Origin of the sequence: Microbacterium mitrae, assembly GCF_008017445.1 — a bacterium.
Taxonomy (GTDB): Bacteria; Actinomycetota; Actinomycetes; order Actinomycetales; family Microbacteriaceae; genus Microbacterium; species Microbacterium mitrae.
Genome location: NZ_VRSW01000001.1, coordinates 299,300 through 320,351, shown reverse-complemented (window position 1 = coordinate 320,351; position 21,052 = coordinate 299,300). Strand labels below are relative to the sequence as shown.

At 63.7% G+C, this 21,052-nt stretch carries 16 protein-coding genes; 13 read left to right on the top strand and 3 right to left on the bottom strand.

The annotated features are described in order from the left end of the window. The first annotated feature begins 5 nt into the window (after positions 1 to 5). Genes FVP60_RS01475 through FVP60_RS01465 form a run of 3 tightly spaced genes read left to right on the top strand, consistent with a single transcriptional unit; the run spans position 6 to position 2,073 of the window. A complete protein-coding gene (locus tag FVP60_RS01475) occupies positions 6 to 605 on the top strand; it encodes a winged helix-turn-helix domain-containing protein (protein WP_147824501.1) in 600 nt (199 codons plus the stop codon). Then, positions 602 to 799, top strand: a complete 198-nt coding sequence (locus FVP60_RS01470) for a hypothetical protein (protein WP_147824500.1) — start codon at positions 602 to 604, stop codon at positions 797 to 799. The genes FVP60_RS01475 and FVP60_RS01470 overlap by 4 nt, the downstream gene beginning before the upstream one ends. Then, positions 796 to 2,073, top strand: a complete 1,278-nt coding sequence (locus tag FVP60_RS01465) for an MFS transporter (RefSeq protein ID WP_147824499.1) — start codon at positions 796 to 798, stop codon at positions 2,071 to 2,073. The genes FVP60_RS01470 and FVP60_RS01465 overlap by 4 nt, the downstream gene beginning before the upstream one ends. Here the strand turns inward: FVP60_RS01465 and FVP60_RS01460 are convergent. Both FVP60_RS01460 and valS read right to left on the bottom strand, forming a co-directional pair. Further along, positions 2,054 to 2,269, bottom strand: a complete 216-nt coding sequence (locus tag FVP60_RS01460; RefSeq protein WP_147824498.1) for a hypothetical protein — start codon at positions 2,267 to 2,269, stop codon at positions 2,054 to 2,056. The two genes, FVP60_RS01465 and FVP60_RS01460, sit on opposite strands and share 20 nt — an antisense overlap. Continuing rightward, complete coding sequence (gene valS / locus FVP60_RS01455; RefSeq protein ID WP_147824497.1) at positions 2,269 to 4,863, bottom strand: valine--tRNA ligase; 2,595 nt, start codon at positions 4,861 to 4,863, stop codon at positions 2,269 to 2,271. Before valS ends, FVP60_RS01460 begins: the two co-directional genes overlap by 1 nt. A 147-nt stretch (positions 4,864 to 5,010) precedes the next feature. On the opposite strand from valS, the gene FVP60_RS01450 reads away from it, so the two are divergent. The 9 genes from FVP60_RS01450 (at position 5,011) to ndk (ending at position 17,347) form a co-directional block, all read left to right on the top strand. Next, complete coding sequence (locus tag FVP60_RS01450) at positions 5,011 to 5,790, top strand: aspartate dehydrogenase domain-containing protein (protein WP_147824496.1); 780 nt, start codon at positions 5,011 to 5,013, stop codon at positions 5,788 to 5,790. 76 nt (positions 5,791 to 5,866) lie between these two features. Next, the gene (locus FVP60_RS01445) at positions 5,867 to 7,489 is read left to right on the top strand and encodes an ABC transporter substrate-binding protein (RefSeq protein WP_147824495.1); all 1,623 of its coding nucleotides are present in this window, start codon (positions 5,867 to 5,869) and stop codon (positions 7,487 to 7,489) included. Between the two features lie 36 nt (positions 7,490 to 7,525). Further along, the gene (locus tag FVP60_RS01440) at positions 7,526 to 8,485 is read left to right on the top strand and encodes an ABC transporter permease (protein WP_246132420.1); all 960 of its coding nucleotides are present in this window, start codon (positions 7,526 to 7,528) and stop codon (positions 8,483 to 8,485) included. After that, entirely contained in the window at positions 8,482 to 9,294 is an 813-nt protein-coding gene (locus tag FVP60_RS01435) for an ABC transporter permease (RefSeq protein ID WP_147824494.1), read from the top strand. The genes FVP60_RS01440 and FVP60_RS01435 overlap by 4 nt, the downstream gene beginning before the upstream one ends. After that, complete coding sequence (locus tag FVP60_RS01430) at positions 9,291 to 10,835, top strand: ATP-binding cassette domain-containing protein (protein ID WP_147824493.1); 1,545 nt, start codon at positions 9,291 to 9,293, stop codon at positions 10,833 to 10,835. Before FVP60_RS01435 ends, FVP60_RS01430 begins: the two co-directional genes overlap by 4 nt. A 1,035-nt stretch (positions 10,836 to 11,870) precedes the next feature. Next, the gene (gene ileS, locus FVP60_RS01425) at positions 11,871 to 15,203 is read left to right on the top strand and encodes an isoleucine--tRNA ligase (RefSeq protein ID WP_147824492.1); all 3,333 of its coding nucleotides are present in this window, start codon (positions 11,871 to 11,873) and stop codon (positions 15,201 to 15,203) included. Beyond that, the gene (locus FVP60_RS01420) at positions 15,200 to 16,555 is read left to right on the top strand and encodes a bifunctional folylpolyglutamate synthase/dihydrofolate synthase (protein ID WP_147824491.1); all 1,356 of its coding nucleotides are present in this window, start codon (positions 15,200 to 15,202) and stop codon (positions 16,553 to 16,555) included. The genes ileS and FVP60_RS01420 overlap by 4 nt, the downstream gene beginning before the upstream one ends. Then, positions 16,555 to 16,929, top strand: a complete 375-nt coding sequence (locus FVP60_RS01415) for a DUF4233 domain-containing protein (protein WP_147824490.1) — start codon at positions 16,555 to 16,557, stop codon at positions 16,927 to 16,929. Before FVP60_RS01420 ends, FVP60_RS01415 begins: the two co-directional genes overlap by 1 nt. A 1-nt stretch (position 16,930) precedes the next feature. After that, the gene (gene ndk / locus FVP60_RS01410; protein ID WP_147824489.1) at positions 16,931 to 17,347 is read left to right on the top strand and encodes a nucleoside-diphosphate kinase; all 417 of its coding nucleotides are present in this window, start codon (positions 16,931 to 16,933) and stop codon (positions 17,345 to 17,347) included. A 67-nt stretch (positions 17,348 to 17,414) separates the two neighbouring features. Here the strand turns inward: ndk and FVP60_RS01405 are convergent, their stop codons facing one another. Next, positions 17,415 to 18,008, bottom strand: coding sequence for a vitamin K epoxide reductase family protein (locus FVP60_RS01405; RefSeq protein ID WP_147824488.1), 594 nt, complete (start codon positions 18,006 to 18,008; stop codon positions 17,415 to 17,417). A 610-nt stretch (positions 18,009 to 18,618) separates the two neighbouring features. Between FVP60_RS01405 and FVP60_RS01400 the strand changes: the two genes are divergently transcribed. Further along, entirely contained in the window at positions 18,619 to 20,961 is a 2,343-nt protein-coding gene (locus FVP60_RS01400) for an Rne/Rng family ribonuclease (protein ID WP_147825467.1), read from the top strand. Positions 20,962 to 21,052: the final 91 nt, after the last annotated feature.

Sequence of the window (21,052 nt, the reverse complement as noted above, 5' to 3'; positions counted from 1 at the left end):
GTGACATGACCTCACCTGACCAGCACGAAGAGCGCATTCTTGACGCTTCGGCCTTGAAGGCGCTCTCGCACCCGCTGCGCTTGGAGATTTACGACATCCTGAGCCAGTACGGCGCGCAAACGGCGAGCTCGCTCGCCGAGCACGTCGGCGAGAGTTCGGGGGTCACCAGCTACCACCTGCGCGAGCTTGCCAAGCACAACCTCATCCGTGAGGTTGCAGGGCAGGGAACAGCGCGCGAACGGTGGTGGGAACGCCCGCGCGGCGCCGTATCGATGGGGTCACCCGAAGCGCGCGTGACGCCCGCTGGCAAACTCGCCTCCGCAATCGTGGTCGAAGAGTTTTACCGCCGTCGCCACGAGCAACTCATCGCCTTTCTTCGCGAGACGGAGAATGTGGTCAACGAAGACGAAATGACCGCGCTCCTGACGACCTCGACCGCAGCACTCACTGACGAGCAATTCTTTGAGATGTCAGATGCGGTTGCCAAGGTGATCTCCGAATATGTGGAGAAATACCGCGACCAGACCGGTGAGGGCGTTCGTCGCTTTGCGATTCGCGCCGACATTTTTCCCCTTCCTCGCTTTGATCAATCGGAGCTGACATGACCACCATGACTCTGCCGCGCGCCGTACCGCGCACGGTCACGACTATTGACCGCCTGTTGCTGGCTTCCTCTGCCGCGCTCGTCGCATTTATGGAGCGTCGCCACGACGGTAATCGGCTGCAGCACCTCGATACCGCAACGAACGTGCGAAGCGATGCCGCGGCCGTGCGTCACCTCGGAATTCTTCCGCGATGAAACGCCGAGGGCAACGCGACGGCGCAACGCCGCCGTGGGGCTCTGCGTTCTCGCGGCTGTGGACCGCGGCCGCTTTCTCTAATCTGGCCGATGGTCTTGGCCGCACCGCGGTTCCGCTCATCGCCACCACGCTCACCCGCGACCCGCTCGCGATCTCAGCGATCGTGGCCGTGGCGTTTCTACCATGGCTGATCTTTGGATTGCCCGCAGGCATGATCGTCGACCGCTTCGATCGGCGCTACATCATGGCCTTCGCCAACACGTTGCGCGGCGGGGTCGCGCTGGTACTTGCCATCTTGGCGTCGACCGGAACGCTAACGATTGCGAGCCTGCTGATCGCGACGTTGGTATTTGGGCTGGGCGAGACCCTGTTTGATAACGCAACGAATGCGATCGTGCCGGCGGTCACGCCTCGCAAGGCTCTTGATCGCGCCAACGGCTTTATGCAGGCAGCGCAAATCACCATCGACAGCTTTCTCGCTGCACCGATTGCTGGCGTGCTGTTCGCCGTATCGCTCGCGCTACCGTTGTGGCTTGGCGCGGTCGCGTTTATTGTGCCCGTGCTACTCGCGGTGTTCTTGCCGCTCAGTGCTGCGCGTCCGCTGGTTGCGGAACACGAAGAGTTCTCGGGCGGCGCAGGCGCCACAGAGGCACTGCACTACATCTGGCATACGAAGTATCTGCGTGCCATGACGCTCTACACGACCGTGGTCGGATCAAGCCTGGCGTTCGCGCAGGCGGCGACCTTCCTGTACTTTCTCGACGAGCAGCAGGTACCCGAGGCTGCGATTGGCTTCGTCATGAGCGGCGTCGGCCTGGGGGCACTGTTTGGTTCCATCATCTCGCCGCGACTCGTGGCGCGATTTGGTCGCGGCGCCGTCATGTTCTGGACAAATGTCGCCTGCGTTGGCGCCATGGCCGCGGTAGGGATCGCGCCAAACCTGGTCACAGCGATGATCTCTTACGCGGCATTCGCGGCATGCGTGAACATCTGGAACGTGCCCTGGGGTGCGCTGCGTCAGACCATCATTCCCAACCGTTTGTTTGGCCGCGTTCTCGGCATTATCCGGTCGGTCACCTGGGGTGTGATGCCGGTCGCCACCCTGCTGGGCGGGCTGGTAGCGAGGGAAGACCTGCGCCTACCCCTCATCATTGGGGCGGGCGTGCAACTGGTGGCGACCCTGGCGTGGTCACGCGTGATCCTCCGCGCCTCCGACTACAACGAACCCATCCCGGCACCTCGGCGCGAGTCTGTCAGCTCCATGGCTGCGTGATGACCTCATCGTCCGCGGTGAGCAAGACCTCGTAACCGCTATCGATCTCGGCGCAGGGGCGGCCCTCCAGCCACGTCAGCGTCCACATTGCACCCGCCGGAGCCTCCGCATCGACCGCGGCAATGGCGCCGCGGAGGGCGTCGGGAACGGAACGCGGTGGTTCCGCTCCCGACGCCCAGCGCGTGCCGAGTTGCATTAGGCGTCTTCCGCCGGAGCCAGCTCGATCGAGATGACGGCGAGCTCATCGCCGACAACGATCTCCAGCGTCTCAATACGACCGACGGCACTGAGGTCGGTCGCTGCCGCCGTGAGCGCGGGGAGAATCGTCTCGGGTGCGGCGATCACGGCGCGCGAAACGGCCGTCTTCTGCGAGGCTTTTGCCTCGGTCTTCGCGCGGCGAATTCCGATCAGTGCGGACGACGCGGTCGACAGTACGGCAGGGTCACCAACCGTGCCGCGAGCCTCGGGCCACTGCGCGTCATGCACAGAACCCTCGTTGAACCACGACCAGGCTTCCTCTGCGGCAAACGCGAGCACGGGTGCGAGAAGTCGCAGCAGGCTCGACAGCGCAATGCGCAGGGCAGCGACGGCCGAGGCGCCCTCGGCGCCACCCGCGTAGGCGCGCTCCTTGACGAGCTCAAGGTAGTCGTCGCAGAACACCCAGAAGAAGCTCTCGGTGACTTCGAGCGCGCGAGCGTGATCGTACGACTCCAGCGCCTTTGTTGCCTCAGCGATGACGCCGTCCAGCGTTGCCAGCATCGACAGATCCAGGGCTTCGGTGACTGCCTCGGGTGCAGCATCGCCGAACGACAGCACGAACTTCGCGGCGTTGAGCACCTTGATCGCAAGGCGACGGCCGATCTTGACCTGCGTTGGGTTCTGCGGATCGAACGCGGCGTCGGACCCCAGGCGGCTGGAAGCAGCCCAGTAGCGCACCGCGTCCGTGCCGTGCTGGTTCAGAATGTCTGCGGGGGTGACCACATTGCCCTTGGACTTGGACATCTTCTTGCGGTCAGGGTCAACGATGAAGCCAGAAATTGCCGCATCAGACCACGGAGAGCGGTCATCTTCGAGAGCCGAGCGAAGCATTGTGGAGAACAGCCATGTGCGAATGATGTCTTGACCCTGCGGTCGCAGATCAAACGGTGCCACGAGGTTCCACAGCTCCTCATCGCGCTCCCAGCCGCCGGCCAACTGCGGCGTCAGCGACGACGTCGCCCACGTGTCGAACACGTCAACTTCGCCGTCAAAGCCGTTGGGCTTGCCGCGCAGGCTCTCGTTGTAACCGGCCGGCGCGTCGGTCGACGGATCAACCGGCAACTGACCGAGATCGGGCGTGATGACGCGGCTGTAGTCGCGCTCGCCGTTCTCATCAAGTGCGTACCAAACCGGAATCGGCACTCCGAAGAAGCGCTGGCGCGAAACGAGCCAGTCGCCGGTGAGGCCGCCGACCCAGTTCTCGTAGCGCACGCGCATGAAGTCTGGATGCCAGTTGAGCTCGGCGCCCAGTGCGAGCAGACGATCGCGCAATTCGGCATCGCGTGCACCGTTTCGGATGTACCACTGGCGGGTGGAGACGATCTCGAGCGGGCGGTCGCCCTTTTCGAAGAACTTCACGGGGTGCGTGAAAGGCTTGGAAACTTCGAGCATTTCGCCCGTTTCCTGCAGCTTCTCAACGATCGCCTTGCGGCCAGAGAAGACCGTCTTGCCGGCAACCTCGGCCGCGTAGAAATCAATCGCTTCGGTCGACGTGATGCCGGCCGGCGCCTCTGCCAAGAAGCGGCCGTCCAGTCCCAGCACGGTGCGGTTGGGCAGGCTCTCGCCATCAACGGTGCGCAATTCACGCCACCATACGATGTCGGTGATGTCACCGAAGGTGCACACCATGGCGATGCCGGAACCCTTGTCTTGCTTGGCAAGGTGGTGGGGAAGAACCGGAACCTCGACATCGAAGAAGGGGGAGCGAACGGTCGTGCCGAACAGCGGCTGGTAACGCTCGTCATCGGGGTGCGCGACGAGGGCGATGCACGCCGGGAGAAGTTCGGGGCGCGTCGATTCGATCACGACGTCGCCGCCGGCGCCGTGGAAGGCGATCTTGTGGAACGACGCCTGCTGGTCGCGGTCTTCGAGTTCTGCCTGCGCGATCGCCGAACGGAAGTCAACGTCCCACAGCGTCGGCGCGAGGTCCTGATAGGCCTCGCCGCGCTCCAGGTTGCGCAAGAATGCCAGCTGCGATGTGCGGATGGTGTCGTCAGAAATGGTGCGATACGTCTGGGTCCAGTCGACGCTCAAACCGACCTGTCGAAACAGCGTTTCAAATTGCTTCTCGTCTTCGACGGTCAGCTCTTCGCACAGCTCGATGAAGTTGCGGCGGCTGATCGGCTTCTGGTCTGCGGCCTTGGATGACTTGTTGTCGCCACCACGGAACGGGGGCTCAAAGTCAGCCTCGTAGGGGAGTGAGGGGTCGCATCTCACGCCGTAGTAGTTCTGCACGCGACGCTCAGTCGGTAGGCCGTTGTCGTCCCATCCCATCGGGTAGAACACGTTCTTGCCGCGCATGCGCTCAAAACGTGCCTTCACGTCGGTGTGCGTGAAGGAGAACACGTGACCGATGTGCAGGCTGCCTGAAGCGGTCGGCGGCGGCGTGTCGATGGAGAACACGCTCTCGCGGCCATTCGTGGTGGCAGCGGTACGGTCAAAGCGGTAGACGCCGGACTGCTCCCAGGCGTCACTCCACTTCGCTTCGAGGCCTTCGAGGGCGGGCTTGTCGGGAATCTGCGCGTCAGCCATGGGCGTCTCCAAGCGATATAGGCGGCACCGTGTGAGCGTGCCTGATATGAACCAGCGTCCAGAATACCAGCGCTCACCGCGCGCGCGGCGCGTGACGTTGTGTCGGCGGGCCGTGACGCGAGAGGTGTCACGGCCTAGTCTGGCGGCATGGTGTTTCGCATTGTGTTGCTCGGTGACGGAAATCTGGCCTCGCTGATAGCGGAGGGCATTGTTGCGCGCGCGAATTGCCAGCTGATCGGAACCGTGGGGCGCGGCGACGAGGTTCCGTCCGTTGTCGAATACGACCTGCTGGTCGAAGTTGCCTCGCCGGAGGCTGTCGGCGCGCGGGTGCTGCCGGAGGTTGAGGCGGGCGCTACGGCGCTCATCGTCAGTGTCGGGGCGCTGGCGGATCAGACGTTGCGCGAGCGACTGCAACGAGCACCGGGAGCGGCGCTGATCGCGACGGGCGCTGTCGGCGGCTTGGAATTCGTGCGTGCTCTCGCACTGAGCGGTGGCGTTGAGCACGCGCACATCTCGTCATCGAAGCTGCCGTCGGCTCTCATTCAGCCGTGGATGGATGATGCTCTTGTCGCGCGGCTGGTGCGGGGAGATGAGCGGATCATCGTCGCGACGGGAAGTGCGCAACAGGTGGCCGAGCTCTTTCCTCGCTCAGCCAATGTCGCCATTGCCCTCGCGTTGGCAGCCGACTCGTGGAGCGATACGACAGCAGAAATGATTGCCGATCCGGCGGCCATCAACACCACGCACGTCATCACCGTCAGGGGAGCCGCTGGTTCCGCTCGTTTCGAAATGAGCAATCTGCCATCGCCGACGCAACCGCGCTCATCCCTTGTCGTAGCCTCATCGGTGCTGCGCTCGATTGATGCCATCATCGCCGTGCACACCGAACAGAATGCCGGTGTGGGTAACCTTCTATCGCTGCTATAGCAGTTTGTGTACGGCGTCTAACAACCTCAAACTCCGGTAGACTGGCGGCATCCCTCCCGTTCTGCAAAGGATTCGTATGTCTTTTCGCCGTGCCCGTCGCGCCCTGTTCATCACCGCGGCCGTTTCTGTATTCGGATTGGCGCTGAGCGCGTGCGCCAGCGCTGGCCCCAGTGACGAAGCCGCCGCCGGCGGCGGCGAGGTGGTCTGGGCAATCGAAGGTGCCAACCTTTCTGACAGCCACATGGACCCGCACACCAGCCAGCTCGACGTGAGCTCGATGGTGCAGCGTCAGATTCTCGACTCCCTGGTGTGGCAGAACGCCGACGGCTCCTTCTCGCCGTGGCTCGCGAAGGAGTGGACCGTTTCAGAAGACGGACTCACCTACACCTTCACGCTGCGCGATGACGTGACCTTCCACGATGGTGAGAAGTTCACCGCCGAGTCGGTCAAGGCAAACTTCGACCACATCTCCGACCCGAAGACCAAGTCGGCGCAGGCCGCCAGCATGCTCGGCGGCGAGTGGTACGCCGGAACCACGGTGGTCGACGAAAACACGGTAGAGGTCAGCTTTACTCAGCCATACGCACCGTTCCTGTCTGCGGCCAGCACGCCGCTGCTGGGCTTCTACTCGAGCGCCGCGCTTGAAGCCGGAACCGAAAAGCTGAAGGCGGGCGCTGCGGGCGTCAACATTGGCACCGGCCCATTCGTGTTGAGCGAGTTCATCCCCAACCAGGAGATCGTTTACACCCGCAACGATGACTACGCCTGGGGCCCGCAGGGCCAGAAGGCGCCGAGCATCGAGACGCTTCGCGTCGCCCTGGTGCTGGAGTCGAGCGTGCGCACCGGAATGCTCAACTCCGGCGAGGCACAGATCGTATCTGACCTGCCGCCGAGCGCCGTCGCGTCGGTGGATGACACCGCCACGGTCGAGTCCAAGCCCGTTGCGGGTCTGCCGTACTCGCTGTATCTGAACGAGAAGTACGGCGTGCTGGCCGACCAGCGAGTGCGCGAGGCGATTTCGATCGGCATCGACATTGACACCGCCGTTGACACGATCTTCGACGGACAGTTTGAGCGTGCCTGGAGCATCCTCAGCCCCTCCAGCCCCGGATATGACGCCTCGCTCGAGAACACGTGGGAGTTTGACCCGGAGGCAGCTGCCGCGCTCCTCGACGAGGCAGGCTGGACGACGCTTGACTCCGAGGGGTACCGCACGAAGGATGGCGAACGTCTCTCCGTGCGGTGGATCGCATGGACGCCCATCGCCGACGAGAACAAGGCGCTCGGGGTGGCTTTCCAGGCCGACCTCAAGAAGATTGGCATCGAGTTGATTCGCGAAGAACTGGAACCGGCCGCCTACAACGAGCAGTACGGACCGAAGACCTTCGACATCACAGACTGGGGATTCTCCGGTGTCGACTCTGACCTGCTGCGCAACCACCTGCACACCGACGGATTCCAGAACGCATCACAGGTCAGCGACCCCCAGCTTGACGCCCTGTTCGAGCAGGCAATCGCCACCAGCGACACGGAGGAGCGCAATGCGCTCTACACCGAGGTTCAGCAGTGGAACGCCGCCGACAACGCCATCATCCCGATCTACGTTCCCTCACTGATCACCGCGGTCGACGAGTCGATCGACGGGCTCGAGTTTGACGGCTATGGTCGCCCGCTGTTCTACGACGTGACTCTGGGCTAAGCAGCTCTCGCGCCTCGGCGCGCCAGAATGATTCGCATGACAACGCCACGCAGCGCCATCACGGCAGGCGCCCTTCGGGTGCTCGTGATGGCGCTGTTTGGCGTTCTCATCATTTGGGCTGCCGCAACGCTCGCCTTTGTGATCACCAATGTGCTGCCCGGTGACCCCGTCGAGGTCATGCTCGGCCCGCAGGCACAAATCTCAGACGAAGTAAAAGATGCACTTCGCGAAGAGCTGGGACTGACCCAGCCGCTGTGGAACCAGTACGTCGCGTACATTTCCGGACTCGCGCACGGTGACCTCGGGGAGTCGTTGCAGCTACGGATGCCGGTCGTTGACGTGATTGGCCGTCAGTTCGGCTCCACCCTGCAGCTCACCGCGCTCGCATTGCTATTCGCGCTCGTTATTGCCGCGGCCGTTACGCTGCTCGCGCGCGGCCCGCGTTCGCGCCGGGTCGCGGCGACGGCAGAGCTCATCGTGCTGTCGGCGCCCGTCTTTTGGATCGGCCTATTGCTGCTGACGGTCTTCGCCTTCGGCCTCGGTTGGTTTCCGGTTTCGGGCTCTCGCGGGGCAGCCTCGCTGGTGCTTCCCGCGCTCACGCTCGCGCTGCCGTGCGCAGCGCTGATCGGTCAGCTCGTTCGGGATGGCGTCGAAGAAGCGGAGCAACAACCGTTCGCGTTCACGGTGCGCGCCCGCGGCGCGAGTGATCTGCGGCTGCTCACCCACCATACCCTGCGCCATGGTTCCATCGGCGCCGTCACCATGGCGGGCTACCTCATTGGGTCGCTCTTGGGCGGTGCCGTACTGGTGGAGACGGTGTTTGCGCGTCAGGGCGTCGGGCGCGTTGCCCTTACCGCCATCATCAACCGTGATCTGCCGGTCATTGCCGGGGTGATTGTGCTCAGCGCGCTGATTTTCACGGTCATTGCGATCGTCTCCGACGTCGTGATGACGATACTTGACCCGCGACTTCGCGGCGGAGGGCGCCGATCATGACGCTACTTCGCAAGCCCACCGCGATCGTCTCCTGCTTGTTCCTCGCGCTCGTGCTCGTCGCCATGATTGCGCCGCAAATGCTGACGGCGCGCGACCCGCTCGATGTCGATTTGAGCGTCGCTCTGCAGCCGCCAAGCGCCGAACATCTCTTTGGCACCGACCAAACGGGCCGTGACGTGTTTACGCGGGTGATCTACGGGGCGCGCGCGTCCATCGGTGTTGGCCTCATTGCGACCGGTGCCGCGCTCATCATTGGCCTTCTGATCGGCACGCTTATTGGTCTCGCGCCGCGGTGGCTTGATGGCATCCTGATGCGCGCAGTAGATCTTCTGCTTGCCGTGCCGGAGTTCGTGCTGGCGCTCATCATCGTGGCGGTGCTTGGCCCCGGCCCGATCAATATCGCGTTCGCCGTCACGCTCTCTGTCATTCCGGTCTACATTCGGTTGGCTCGCGTTCATACGCGCACACTGCGGCAGTCCGAGTTCGTGACCTCCGCGCGATTGCTGGGTATTGGTTCCGCACGGGTGCTCTCACGGCACATCATGCCCACGGTGCTTTCGCGTCTCTCGGTGCTCGCCACCATCGGTATCGGCACCGCGATTCTCTCCGCCGCCGGACTTAGCTTTCTCGGTCTTGGCGTCACCGAACCCGCCCCTGAGTGGGGTCTCATGCTCGCGGGCGGGCGCAATGAGCTGGCGACCGCATGGTGGATCGCGGTGTTCCCCGGTCTCGCCATCACCGCGGTCGTGATTGCGACCAGCGTTCTCGGCCGGCACTTGCGCCGCATCGCGGAGGAGGGCAACGCATGAGCGCCGTTACCGTGACGGGATTGAACATTCGCTTTGGTGATGTGACCCGCGTGAACGATGTCACCATGAGCGTCGAGCCGGGGGAGATTCTCGCCATTGTCGGCGAGTCGGGTGCGGGCAAGTCGCTGCTGGTTTCGGCCTTGCTCGGGCTCGCGCCACACGCGGCGACGGTCTCGGTTTCAGAACTCTCCATCGGCGGCGTAGACATGGCGGACGCATCTGAGCACCGGTGGCGAGAGGTGCGCGGCGTACAGGTTGGGCTTGTCTCGCAAGACGCGTTGAGTTCGCTTGACCCGCTGCGGCGCATCGGCGCCGAGATCGTGGAACCTCTTCACATTCATCGCATTGGCAACCGTCACGACCAATCTCGGCGCGTCTTGGGTGCGCTGGATGAAGTGGCGATGCCGGAACCAGCGGAGCGGGTGCGGCAATATCCGCACGAGTTATCGGGTGGGTTGCGTCAGCGAGCGCTCATTGCATCGGCGCTTGTCGCTGATCCGCCGTTGCTCATCGCCGACGAGCCGACGACGGCGCTGGACGCCACGGTGCAGCGCCACATTCTGACGCTGCTGCGAAGCCTCGCCGATGGTGGCCGGGCGGTGATTTTCGTGAGTCATGACCTGAGCGCGGTGGCGCACATCGCCGACCGGATCATGGTGATGCGCTCGGGCAGCGTCGTGGAGGAGGGCATCGCCCGCGACCTGCTGGTATCGCCACAGCACCCGTACACCCGGGAGCTCATCGAGGCATCGACGTTTGCGATTGCTGCCGGTGGTGTCGAGCCTGGCGATGTGATGCTTACGGCGACCGACATCTCCGTGAATTTTGGCGCACGCGCAGCCGTGCAGGATGTGAGTTTCGTGCTGCGCGCCGGAACCACGCTCGGCATTGCGGGGGAGTCAGGCTCGGGCAAATCGACCGTCGCGAATGTGCTGATGGGTTCGCTCACCCCAAACCGGGGAACTGTCACGTTGCTTGATCACCGGTGGAACCCGGGTTCCGAGTCTGCCCGTCGTGAACGGCGCGGCCTGATCCAGTTGGTGGCACAAAACTCGCGGGCATCGCTGAACCCACGGTGGAGTGTTCGTCGGGTTCTCGCTGAGGCCCTTCGCGTGGCTGGCTCCCGCGCCGACGACGATGCGATCTCGCGCCTCCTGGCCGATGTTGATCTGCCCGCCGATGTCGCCGCGCGACGACCGCGTCAGCTCTCCGGTGGTCAGGCGCAGCGGGTCGCGATCGCCCGCGCGTTGGCAATGAATCCGCGTATTTTGGTGCTGGACGAGCCACTCAGTGCCCTGGACGTATCCGTGCAAGCTCGAATTCTCGACCTCCTTCGCCGCCTACAGCGCGAGCGCGGCCTCAGCATGATCTTCATCTCCCACGACCTACGCGTCGTTGCCGGTCTTGCCCACGAAGTCCTCATCATGAAGGACGGCGCCGTTGTCGAGCAGGGGGACACCGTCGCGATTTTCTCCAACCCCGAGCACGCCTTCACCCGCGAACTCCTCGCCGCCGCGACTCTCACACCCCGCACTCCGTAGCTCGCTTGCCCGAGTTGCTAGCCACTTGCCCGAGTTAACTCACCTACCCGAGCGCCTACCGTTCCGTCGCCGTGCCCGTGGTTCCGTCGCCGGCATTCTGCGCGGTGCGTCCCTGTTCTGCACGGCGCACCCCTGTTCTGCACGAGTGGAACCTGAGATGAGGGCGCTGAGACGGCGTGTCGGGCTGAAAATGGCAATTCACTCGTGCATAACAGGGTCAAGCCGGAGGTGTCCCACGGTGCGGGCGGCCCTGCACTCTCGCCCCTGGTTCCGGTCGCCTCCTCGGCGTTCCGCACAAGTGCGCCCCCTGTTCTGCACGAGTGGAACCTGAAATGAGGGTGCTGAGACGGCGTGTCGCCCGAAAGTGGCGATTCACTCGTGCATAACAGGTTCTTCATCGAGCAGAACGCGGCCACGCCGGAGGCGCCGCACGGTGCACCTGGCTCTGCACTCATGCTCATTGGTTCCGGTCGCCTTCTTAGCGTTCTGCACGAGAAGCACCCCTGTTCTGCACGAGTGGAACCTGAAATGAGGGCGCTGAGACGGCGTGTCGCCCGAAAGTGGCAGTTCGCTCGTGCATAACACGGTCGCGCTCGTGCATAACAGGGTGGCGGATCAACCGAAAGCGCAAGGCCGAAGACTGAAAGTGCAAGACCGCAAGACCGAAACCGCGAGACCGATCGCGCGTCAACCGAGACCGAAAGACCGAACGCGCGTCAAGCGAGACCGCAAGACCGAACGCGCGTCAAGCGAAAGCGCAAGACCGAACGCGCGTCAAGCGAAACCGAGAGACCGAAAGACCCGAACGCGCTTCAACCGAAAGCGCGATAACATGGTGGAACACACTGTGATCCGGCTATCACCGGGGAGTGCTCGGAAGAACAGGCGCAAGTCTTAGTAGAACCGAGCGGGGCAGGCCCGTTATCGCCGCTGAACGAGTGGTTCGTTGCCCTCCGGGTATGCGAGCAATGCGGGGTGGTACCGCGGCCGAAGGGTCGTCCCTGCAGGAGCCAAATTCAAGCCCTGCGAGAGACCATGACCTACCCTCGTTCCTCTTTCGGACCAGCAGCCGACGCCGTCGTGCCCAGCCCACGCTTCCCAGAGATTGAAACCTCGATCCTGGAGTTTTGGGAGCGCGACCAGACCTTCCGCGCCAGCATTGCGCAGCGCGAGGGGCAAGAAGAGTGGGTCTTCTACGACGGCCCGCCATTTGCCAACGGCCTCCCGCACTACGGCCACCTGCTGACCGGGTACGCCAAGGACCTGTTTCCGCGTTTCCAGACCATGCGCGGCAAAAAGGTTGACCGCGTGTTCGGTTGGGACACGCACGGTCTTCCTGCCGAGCTCGAAGCGATGAAGCAGCTCGGCATCACCGAGAAGAGCGAGATCGAAACCATGGGCATCTCGCAGTTCAATGCGAAGGCCCGCGAATCGGTGCTTGCCTACACTGAGGAATGGCAGAACTACGTCACCCGCCAGGCGCGCTGGGTTGACTTTGACAACGGCTACAAGACGCTTGATACCTCCTACATGGAGTCGGTCATGTGGGCGTTCAACACCCTGTACGACAAGGGGCTGGCCTACGAGGGCTACCGCGTTCTGCCGTACTGCTGGCGTGATGAGACGCCACTTTCTGCCCACGAACTCCGTATGGATGATGACGTCTACAAAGACCGTCAGGACCCTTCGGTTACCGTGACGTTCCCGCTGGTGGGCGAGAAGGCGGAACTGCTGGGCATCGCAGGCGTGCGAGTACTCGCCTGGACGACCACGCCGTGGACCCTCCCGACCAACCTGGCTCTCGCCGTTGGCCCTGACATTGAGTATGTCGTCGTGCCCGCCGGCCCAAACGGAGCGGCGGATGCTGAGGGCGGCGAGTACCTGCTTGCCGACGCTCTGCTCGGCAACTACGCGAAAGACCTCGGCTACGACTCTGCCGACGATGCCCGCGCCGCCGTCAGCCGCGTGATTCGTGGTTCCGACCTCGCGGACGTGCGCTACGAGCGCCTCTTCGACTACTACGCAGACACGGAGGCTTACGGAACCGAGGACGCCTGGCGCATTCTCGTTGACGACTACGTCACCATCGCCGACGGTACCGGCGTTGTTCACCAGGCTCCGGCCTACGGTGAAGACGACATGCGTGTCGCTAGCGCGGCAGGTATCCCCACCATCTTGTCGCTCGACGATGGCGGCAAGTTCTTGCCCGCCGTCACCGACGTCGCCGGCCAGTTGTGGCTCGACGCCAATACTCCGCTGATTCGCCTGCTGCGGGCCGCCGGTCGCATGCTGCGCGAGCAGAGCTACGTGCACAGCTACCCGCACTGCTGGCGCTGCCGCAACCCTCTCATCTACAAGGCTGTTTCCAGCTGGTTTGTGCGCGTGACGGAGTTCCGTGACCGCGCCATCGAGCTGAACGAAGACATCACCTGGGTGCCGGAAAACGTGAAGCACGGGCAGTTCGGCAAGTGGCTTGAGGGCGCACGCGACTGGTCGATCAGCCGCAACCGTTACTGGGGTTCGCCCATTCCGGTGTGGAAGAGCGATAACCCCGAGTTCCCGCGCGTTGACTCTTACGGATCCTTCGCAGAGCTGGAGCGCGATTTCGGCCGCCTTCCCCGCAACGAGCAGGGCGAGGTCGACATGCACCGCCCGTACATCGATGAGCTGACCCGGCCGAACCCCGATGACCCGTCTGGTCAGTCAACGATGCGCCGCATCGAAGACGTGTTGGACGTGTGGTTTGATTCGGGCTCGATGCCGTTCGCCCAGGTGCACTACCCGTTTGAGAACGAGCAGTGGTTCAACGATCACTCGCCGGCCGACTTCATCGTCGAGTACATCGGTCAAACCCGCGGCTGGTTCTACGTCATGCACGTGCTCTCGACCGCACTGTTTGACCGCCCGGCGTTCACCGGCGTGAGCTGCCACGGCATCGTGTTGGGCTCTGACGGCCAGAAGATGTCGAAATCGCTGCGCAACTACCCTGACGTTTCTGAGGTCTTCGATCGCGATGGTTCCGACGCCATGCGCTGGTTCTTGATGTCATCTTCCGTGCTGCGCGGCGGCAACCTCGTCGTCACTGAAGAGGGCATTCGCGCGGGCGTGCGCGAATTCATGCTGCCGCTGTGGAGCTCGTGGTACTTCTTCGCCACCTACGCCAATGTTGCCCAAGACGGCGGCTACCAGGCATCGTGGCGCACCGACTCGACCGACGTGCTGGACCGTTACATTCTCGCCCTCACCGGTGACCTGGTGCGCGGCGTTGCCGATGACCTCGAAGGCCTGGACTCAACCAGCGCCACCGAGAAGCTTCGCGACTTCAGCGACGCGCTGACGAACTGGTACATCCGCCGCTCGCGTGACCGATTCTGGGTGGGTATCACCGACGACGAGTCCTCGCGCGAGGCGTTTGACACGCTATACACCGTGCTCGAGACGCTCACGCGCGTGGCCGCGCCTCTCATCCCACTGGTTTCTGAGCAGGTGTGGCAGGGCCTCACCGGTGGTCGCAGCGTGCACCTGCAGGACTACCCTGACGCCGATGCCTTCCCCGCCGCCGAAGATATTCGCGCGGCAATGGACGCGGTGCGTGAGATTTCTTCGACCGCGAACGCGCTGCGCAAGCAGCACAAGCTGCGCGTGCGTCTGCCGTTGCAGTCGTTGACGGTGGTGACGGGCGGAACCGCTGGGCTGGCACAGTTTGAAGCGATTCTGCGCGAAGAGCTCAATGTGAAGACCGTTGAACTGGTCGAGGCGACCGACGGTATCGGCGCGCAATACGGCATCACCCAGCGCCTCGTCGTGAACGCTCGCGCTGCCGGCCCGCGCCTGGGTAAGCAGGTGCAGCAGGCGATCATGGGCGCAAAGAACGGCGACTGGAGTGAGGTCGGCGGCGTCGTTACCGCGGGCGGGCTTGAGCTTGTTGCGGGGGAGTACGAACTTGCCCTCGTCGCTGGCGGCGTCGCAGAAGGAACAGCGATTTCGCTGCTGCCTGGCGGCGGTTTCGTGTTGCTCGACACGGTCACAACGCCGGAGCTTGAGGCCGAGGGTGTCGCGCGCGATGCGATTCGTGTGGTGCAGGAGGCGCGCAAGAACGCGGGCCTTGAGGTGAGCGACCGCATCGTGCTCGCGCTGAATGTTGCACCCTCGATTGCTGAAGCGCTCACCGCGCACGCCGAGCTGATCGCTGCCGAAACTCTGGCTGTCGGATTCGCCGTTCAGGCAACCCCCGAGATCGACGCCATCGTTGATGTGGCTACAAGCCCCGGAGACGGCGTTTTTGTGAGCGGAACCCGCGCATTGGGTGCCGACAAGGCGCCGATTGTCGTCACGATCGAAAAGAGCCCCGAGGGAGAATCCGCATGAGCGATGTGCAACGAGCAGACCGCGTCTATGCGCAACTGCTGACCCGGCAGGGTGAGCAGTGGGTGCAGCCGCGGGTTGAACGCACCCGTCGGGTGCTGGAACTGATGGATGACCCGCAGAAGACCTATCGGGTTATTCACCTCACCGGAACGAACGGCAAGACCTCGACGGCGCGCATGATTGAGAGCCTGTTGCGCGCGATGGGCTTGCGGTCGGGATTGTTCACCAGCCCACATCTGGTGCGATTCACGGAGCGCCTGATGGTTGACGGCGAACCGGCCGACGATGGTGCCGTTGCCGACGCGTGGGAGGAGATTGAGCCGTTCGTTGACCTCGTTGATGCCGAGCTGGCGGCCGCGGGCGATGCGCCGCTCACCTTCTTTGAGCTGCTCACCGTACTTGCGTTCGTCGTTTTCGCCGACGCGCCCGTTGATGTCGCCGTGATTGAAGTCGGCATGGGCGGTGCATGGGACTCGACCAACACCGCCGATGGCGATGTCGCTGTGTTCACACCGATCGACATTGACCACGCTTCACGCCTTGGCAACACCATCGAGGAGATTGCAACGGTTAAGGCCGGAATCATCAAGGAGGGTGCTGTCGTGGTTTCGGCCCGGCAGACCCCCGAGGCTGAGGCCATCATTCGCGCCGTTGCCGCTGAAAAGGGTGCGACCGTGGCGTTCGAAGGCGCCGACTTCGCTCTCGTTTCGCAGCGTCTGGCCGTCGGTGGTCAGCAGATCTCCGTGCGCGGCCGGGCCGGCATCTACGAAGACGAGTACCTGCCGCTTTACGGTGGGCACCAGGGCTTCAACGCCGCACTTGCTATCGCCGCGGTCGAATCGTTGATCGGTAACGCGACCAACCCGATCGCCAGCGACATCGTCGCCGAGGGTTTGCAAGAGTCAACCTCGCCCGGTCGACTTCAGCTCATTGGCGTCGAACCCACCGTCTTGGTTGACGCCGGCCACAATCCGCACGGCGCGCGCGCCCTGGCAACCGCACTGCGTGAGTCTTTTGACTTCGATGAGTGGGGCCTGGTCATCGGTGTGCTGGACGATAAGGACGCCGCCGGTATCGTCGACGCGCTTCGCGAGGTTCCGGCGCACGTCTTTGTGACTTCGCCGTCATCGGATCGCGCGGCCGACGCCGATCGCCTCGCCGACGTTGTCGAAAATGCGGGGCTGCCGGCCACCGTGCACCCGACGCTCGACGATGCCGCTGAGGCGGCCCGCGACTGGGCGTCGACGTCGCCGCGCCGCGCCGTCATCATTGTTGGTTCCGTCGTGCTCGCTGGCGAAGCAATCGCTCTTGCGCAAGAGCAGGGCTGGAAGCCAGCAGGGGGAGGCGCTTAATGAAGAAGGGCTACCCTCTTGCGGCGCGACTTGGCGCGGTAATTCTCGGATTTGAATCGATCGTGATGCTGCTGGGCGGCCTCTTCATCTTCGGCATGAAAGCGACGCCCGCAGGCATCGAGCCGTGGTGGGGTATCGTCGCCGGTGGCGTGATGGCCGTGCTGATGATTGTGGTCGCCGGTATGTGCCGCTTTCAGGTGGGCATCATCGCCGGGTGGATTCTTCAATTCGTCGTGCTTGCGGGCGCGTTTCTTAACCTCGCATTCGTCATCGTCGCCGCCGTTTTTGGTGGCATGTGGGCGTATGCGATGATCACGTCGGCGCGAATTGCCCGCCAGGCTCCAAGCGCCGCACAAAACACAGAAGGTGACTGATATGGCAACCGAAGAGACACTCGTCCTCGTCAAGCCGGACGGCGTCGCACGCGGCCTGACCGGAGCAATTCTCGCCCGCATCGAGGCTAAGGGCTACGCGCTCGTTGACCTCAAGCTGGTCGAACCCGACCGTGCGCTGCTGGAGCAGCACTACGCCGAGCACGAGGGCAAGCCGTTCTACGAGCCGCTGCTCGAGTTCATGATGTCGGGCCCGTCGGTCGCGATTCGCCTCGCAGGCAACCGCGTTATCGAGGGCTTCCGCTCGCTCGCCGGAACCACGGACCCCACGACGGCGGCACCCGGAACCATCCGTGGCGACTTTGGCCGCGACTGGGGACTGAAGGTGCAGCAGAACCTGGTGCATGGTTCCGACTCTGTCGAATCTGCCCAGCGCGAACTGGGCATCTGGTTCTCCTAACCAGAACGAAACGGCGCCGCATCGTGAGGATGCGGCGCCGTTTTTGGTTAAGGCAGGGATGAGCCGGTTAGATGAACAGCACGCTCAGCAGGTCGAGGCGAAGCTGTGCCATCACGGCGACGGCAACGTAGCTGACGACGGTAAACAGCGGCGTCCAGCCCATCAACTTTTCGCCAAGCTCGCGCGCGCCGTCACCGAAAACGCCCTGGCGCATGACGTGGAACGTGACCGCCCAGAACGACGGAATCACGACCGCCCACGTCACCATGCACCACGGGCACAGCGTGCCGAGCTCGTAAATGCTCTGCGTCATGAGCCAAATGACAAAGCCCATCGCAAAGACAAAGCCGCACCAGAACAAGAACCAGAACCACTTCGCGAAACGCGCCCCCGCGAGAATCGCGACGCCAACGACGATCGGCGCCACCCACATCGTGAGCCCCAGGATCGGGTTGGGAAAGCCGAACACGGCACCCTGCGCCGACTCCAGGTTTGCCTTGCATTGCACCAGCGGCGAGATATCGCAGTTCAGAATGGCGTCGGGGTTTTGCAGCAGGTGGAATCGTTCGAGGGTGAGCTGGAAGGCAGCCCACCAGCCAATGACGCCCGCGATGATGAGCCAGATGGCGAACACGGTCGGGCGGGTGCGCTGTTCGGTCATGTGACCAGTATTCCATTGACGGAATGCGGCACAGCCGTGAAAACAATCCGCGAATACTGCACACCGCCCCCGTTAGTGCGATAATGATACGAGAACTACATCTCGGCCGCGCCGAGACCGTGGTCCATGAAGACTTTTGGGGGCACAAGATGCCCTCGCGATCCGAGCCCAGAGCCGATCGCATGCCGATAGAGTTCGCGGCACCGCAGGTGCGGAGCCGCACGAGAGAATTGCCGGGCAGCGCGCGGAGTTGCCCGCAGGGAGTGCGCCAGCAATGGCTGATCAGAATAATGAAGAACACGCTACCCACACCAACGACGCTCCAGTCGAGGTCCCAGAGGCCCTCGAAGGCGCCGAGGCCGTAGCGCCTGAGTCCACCGACCTTTCCGTCTCCCTGCCGCGAGCAGAGGCCGCAGAGCCTGCCGACGCCGTTGCGGCTGTCGAATTGCCTCCGGTACCGGAGATTCCGGCGGCCGTCGCGGCTCACGCCCTGTCGGGCGAGTCAGCCGCGGATGTTCCAGACCCCGTCACGCCGTCGACGCCCGATGCCGATGTTCGCGCGGAGGCGGCGGAACCACAGACAAGCGCCGAGGTGGCACCCGTTGTCGAGATGGCGACGCCTGATGCCGAAGCCGATGTACCGGCAGGCGAGGCCGCGGCGCCAGCCGTAGCGGCTGAGGCGAGCGACGCCGCACCCGCATCTCAGGCGCCGGAGCAGCCGGCCGACGCGTCAACGGACGCAGCTGACGCTGAACCGACGGACGCCAAGGCGACTAATGCCGAGATTACCGACGCCGAGGTAACCGATGCCGCAAAGCCGGAGCCCGAGCCCGAGCCGGAGCCGATCACGGCCGTGACGCTGGGACTCCTGCCCGAGACGTTTGTCTCGCAGGTGACAACCGCACTGCATTTCTACGCGCCGGAGATTGTTCCGCTGCCCGCTCGCCAGCTGCCGCAAGCAGAGGAAGAGTCGTCGAACTCACGTCGCCGTCGCCGTCGTGGCGGCCCGAACGAGGTCGAAGAGGCACCGGCGGCGCAGCCGCCCCGCCGCCAGCGTGCGGTCGAGGTCATCACCGAGCCGCAGCGCATCAAGGGTTCGACCCGTCTCGAAGCGAAGAAGCAGCGGCGCCGCGACGGTCGCGAGGCCGGACGCCGGCGCACCGTCGTCACCGAGGCCGAGTTCTTGGCGCGGCGCGAAGCCGTTGATCGCCAGATGATTGTGCGGTCAAAGTCTGGTCGGATTCAGATCGCCGTTCTCGAAGATAACGTTCTGGTGGAGCACTACGTTGCCCGCAACCAAGACGCATCGCTCCTCGGCAACGTCTACATCGGCCGCGTGCAGAACGTGCTGCCGTCGATGGAGGCGGCGTTCGTCGACATCGGTCGCGGCCGCAACGCCGTGCTGTACTCGGGGGAAGTTGACTGGGATTCGGTCGAGACAGGCAACCAGCCGCGCCGCATTGAGCTTGCGCTCAAGACAGGCGACAAGGTTCTCGTGCAGGTGACGAAAGACCCGGTTGGCCACAAGGGTGCCCGCCTCACGAGCCAGATTTCGCTGCCCGGCCGCTATCTTGTGTACGTTCCCGGCGGCGCGATGAACGGCATATCGCGCAAGCTCCCCGACACCGAGCGTGCGCGTCTCAAGCGCATCTTGAAAGAGGTTCTGCCCGAGTCCAGTGGCGTCATTGTGCGCACCGCTGCGGAGGGTGCGACAGAAGAACAGCTCACCGTCGACGTGCAGCGCCTCACCGCGCAGTGGGAGCACATCGCGAAGGTTTCGGAGTCTGGTCAGGCACCGCAGCTGCTGCATTCTGAGCCCGACCTGCTCGTGAAGATTGTGCGTGATGTTTTCAACGAAGACTTCACCAAGATGATCATTCAGGGCGACGAGGCGCAGCGCACGATCGAGAACTATCTCGCGGGCGTTGCCCCCGACCTGTTGGAGCGCGTCGAGCGCTACGAGGGCGACGCTGATCCGTTTGACTCGTTCCGCATTACCGAGCAGATCGAGAAGGCGCTGGATCGCAAGGTGTGGCTGCCCTCGGGTGGTTCGCTGGTCATCGACCGCACCGAGGCGATGACGGTCGTTGACGTCAACACCGGAAAGTTCGTTGGCTCGGGCGGAAACCTCGAAGAGACGGTCACCAAGAACAACCTCGAGGCGGCAGAAGAAATCGTTCGCCAGCTCCGGTTGCGCGATATCGGCGGCATCATCGTGATCGACTTCATCGACATGGTGCTCGAAACCAACCGTGACCTCGTGTTGCGCCGTCTCATCGAATGCTTGAGCCGCGACCGCACAAAGCACCAGGTTGCCGAAGTGACATCGCTGGGCTTGGTGCAGATGACGCGCAAGAAGCTCGGACTCGGCCTGCTTGAGACCTTCAGCGAGCCGTGTGAGGTTTGCGCCGGCCGTGGCGTCGTCGTGCACCACGACCCGGTCGTGAAGCACCGTGCCAGCGCATCGAGCAACGGCGGCGGCAACGGATCCAACCAGAACCGTCGTCAGCGTCAGAACCAGAATCAAAACTCGAGCAATGGTTCCGCCAATGCGTCGCAGTCGAACGGCAATGGTTCCGCACCGTCCTCGGCGTCGCCCGCGACCGGAACACACGTGATTCCCGAGGGCGCCAAGACGGCGCTGGCGCAGATCGCCGCGTCGACCAAGGCCCCGACGACGCCGGAACCGACGGCTGCGGCACCCGTTGAGGCGCAGGTCGAGCGTCCGAAGAAGCCGCGAAAGAAGAAGGCAACCGCCGACACGTCGCGCGAGGCGCGACCGAAGTCGGAGAAGGAACAGCTTCTGGAGTCGGTTCTTGATGCGCTTCCGGAACCAAAGGCGCCGGGGCAGGGCCGCTCACGTTCACGTCGTGTGACGACGGCTGCGCTGACCGGTACGCCCGTTTCAGCCTCGCCCGTTGCCGATGTGGCGCCGGAGGCCGGTGCCGAATAGGGCCCGCAGAACGCATAAGAGCCGCTCCCGATCATCATGGTCGGGAGCGGCTCCTCGCGTTTCAGGCGGCGCTGTGCGGCCTCGAACGGGT

Coding starts and splice junctions, on each gene's coding strand:
- FVP60_RS01475 (WP_147824501.1), top strand. CDS start 6: ATGACCTCACCTGACCAGCACGAAGAGCGCATTCTTGACGCTTCGGCC.
- FVP60_RS01470 (WP_147824500.1), top strand. CDS start 602: ATGACCACCATGACTCTGCCGCGCGCCGTACCGCGCACGGTCACGACT.
- FVP60_RS01465 (WP_147824499.1), top strand. CDS start 796: ATGAAACGCCGAGGGCAACGCGACGGCGCAACGCCGCCGTGGGGCTCT.
- FVP60_RS01460 (WP_147824498.1), bottom strand. CDS start 2,269: ATGCAACTCGGCACGCGCTGGGCGTCGGGAGCGGAACCACCGCGTTCC.
- valS (WP_147824497.1), bottom strand. CDS start 4,863: ATGGCTGACGCGCAGATTCCCGACAAGCCCGCCCTCGAAGGCCTCGAA.
- FVP60_RS01450 (WP_147824496.1), top strand. CDS start 5,011: ATGGTGTTTCGCATTGTGTTGCTCGGTGACGGAAATCTGGCCTCGCTG.
- FVP60_RS01445 (WP_147824495.1), top strand. CDS start 5,867: ATGTCTTTTCGCCGTGCCCGTCGCGCCCTGTTCATCACCGCGGCCGTT.
- FVP60_RS01440 (WP_246132420.1), top strand. CDS start 7,526: ATGACAACGCCACGCAGCGCCATCACGGCAGGCGCCCTTCGGGTGCTC.
- FVP60_RS01435 (WP_147824494.1), top strand. CDS start 8,482: ATGACGCTACTTCGCAAGCCCACCGCGATCGTCTCCTGCTTGTTCCTC.
- FVP60_RS01430 (WP_147824493.1), top strand. CDS start 9,291: ATGAGCGCCGTTACCGTGACGGGATTGAACATTCGCTTTGGTGATGTG.
- ileS (WP_147824492.1), top strand. CDS start 11,871: ATGACCTACCCTCGTTCCTCTTTCGGACCAGCAGCCGACGCCGTCGTG.
- FVP60_RS01420 (WP_147824491.1), top strand. CDS start 15,200: ATGAGCGATGTGCAACGAGCAGACCGCGTCTATGCGCAACTGCTGACC.
- FVP60_RS01415 (WP_147824490.1), top strand. CDS start 16,555: ATGAAGAAGGGCTACCCTCTTGCGGCGCGACTTGGCGCGGTAATTCTC.
- ndk (WP_147824489.1), top strand. CDS start 16,931: ATGGCAACCGAAGAGACACTCGTCCTCGTCAAGCCGGACGGCGTCGCA.
- FVP60_RS01405 (WP_147824488.1), bottom strand. CDS start 18,008: ATGACCGAACAGCGCACCCGCCCGACCGTGTTCGCCATCTGGCTCATC.
- FVP60_RS01400 (WP_147825467.1), top strand. CDS start 18,619: ATGGCGACGCCTGATGCCGAAGCCGATGTACCGGCAGGCGAGGCCGCG.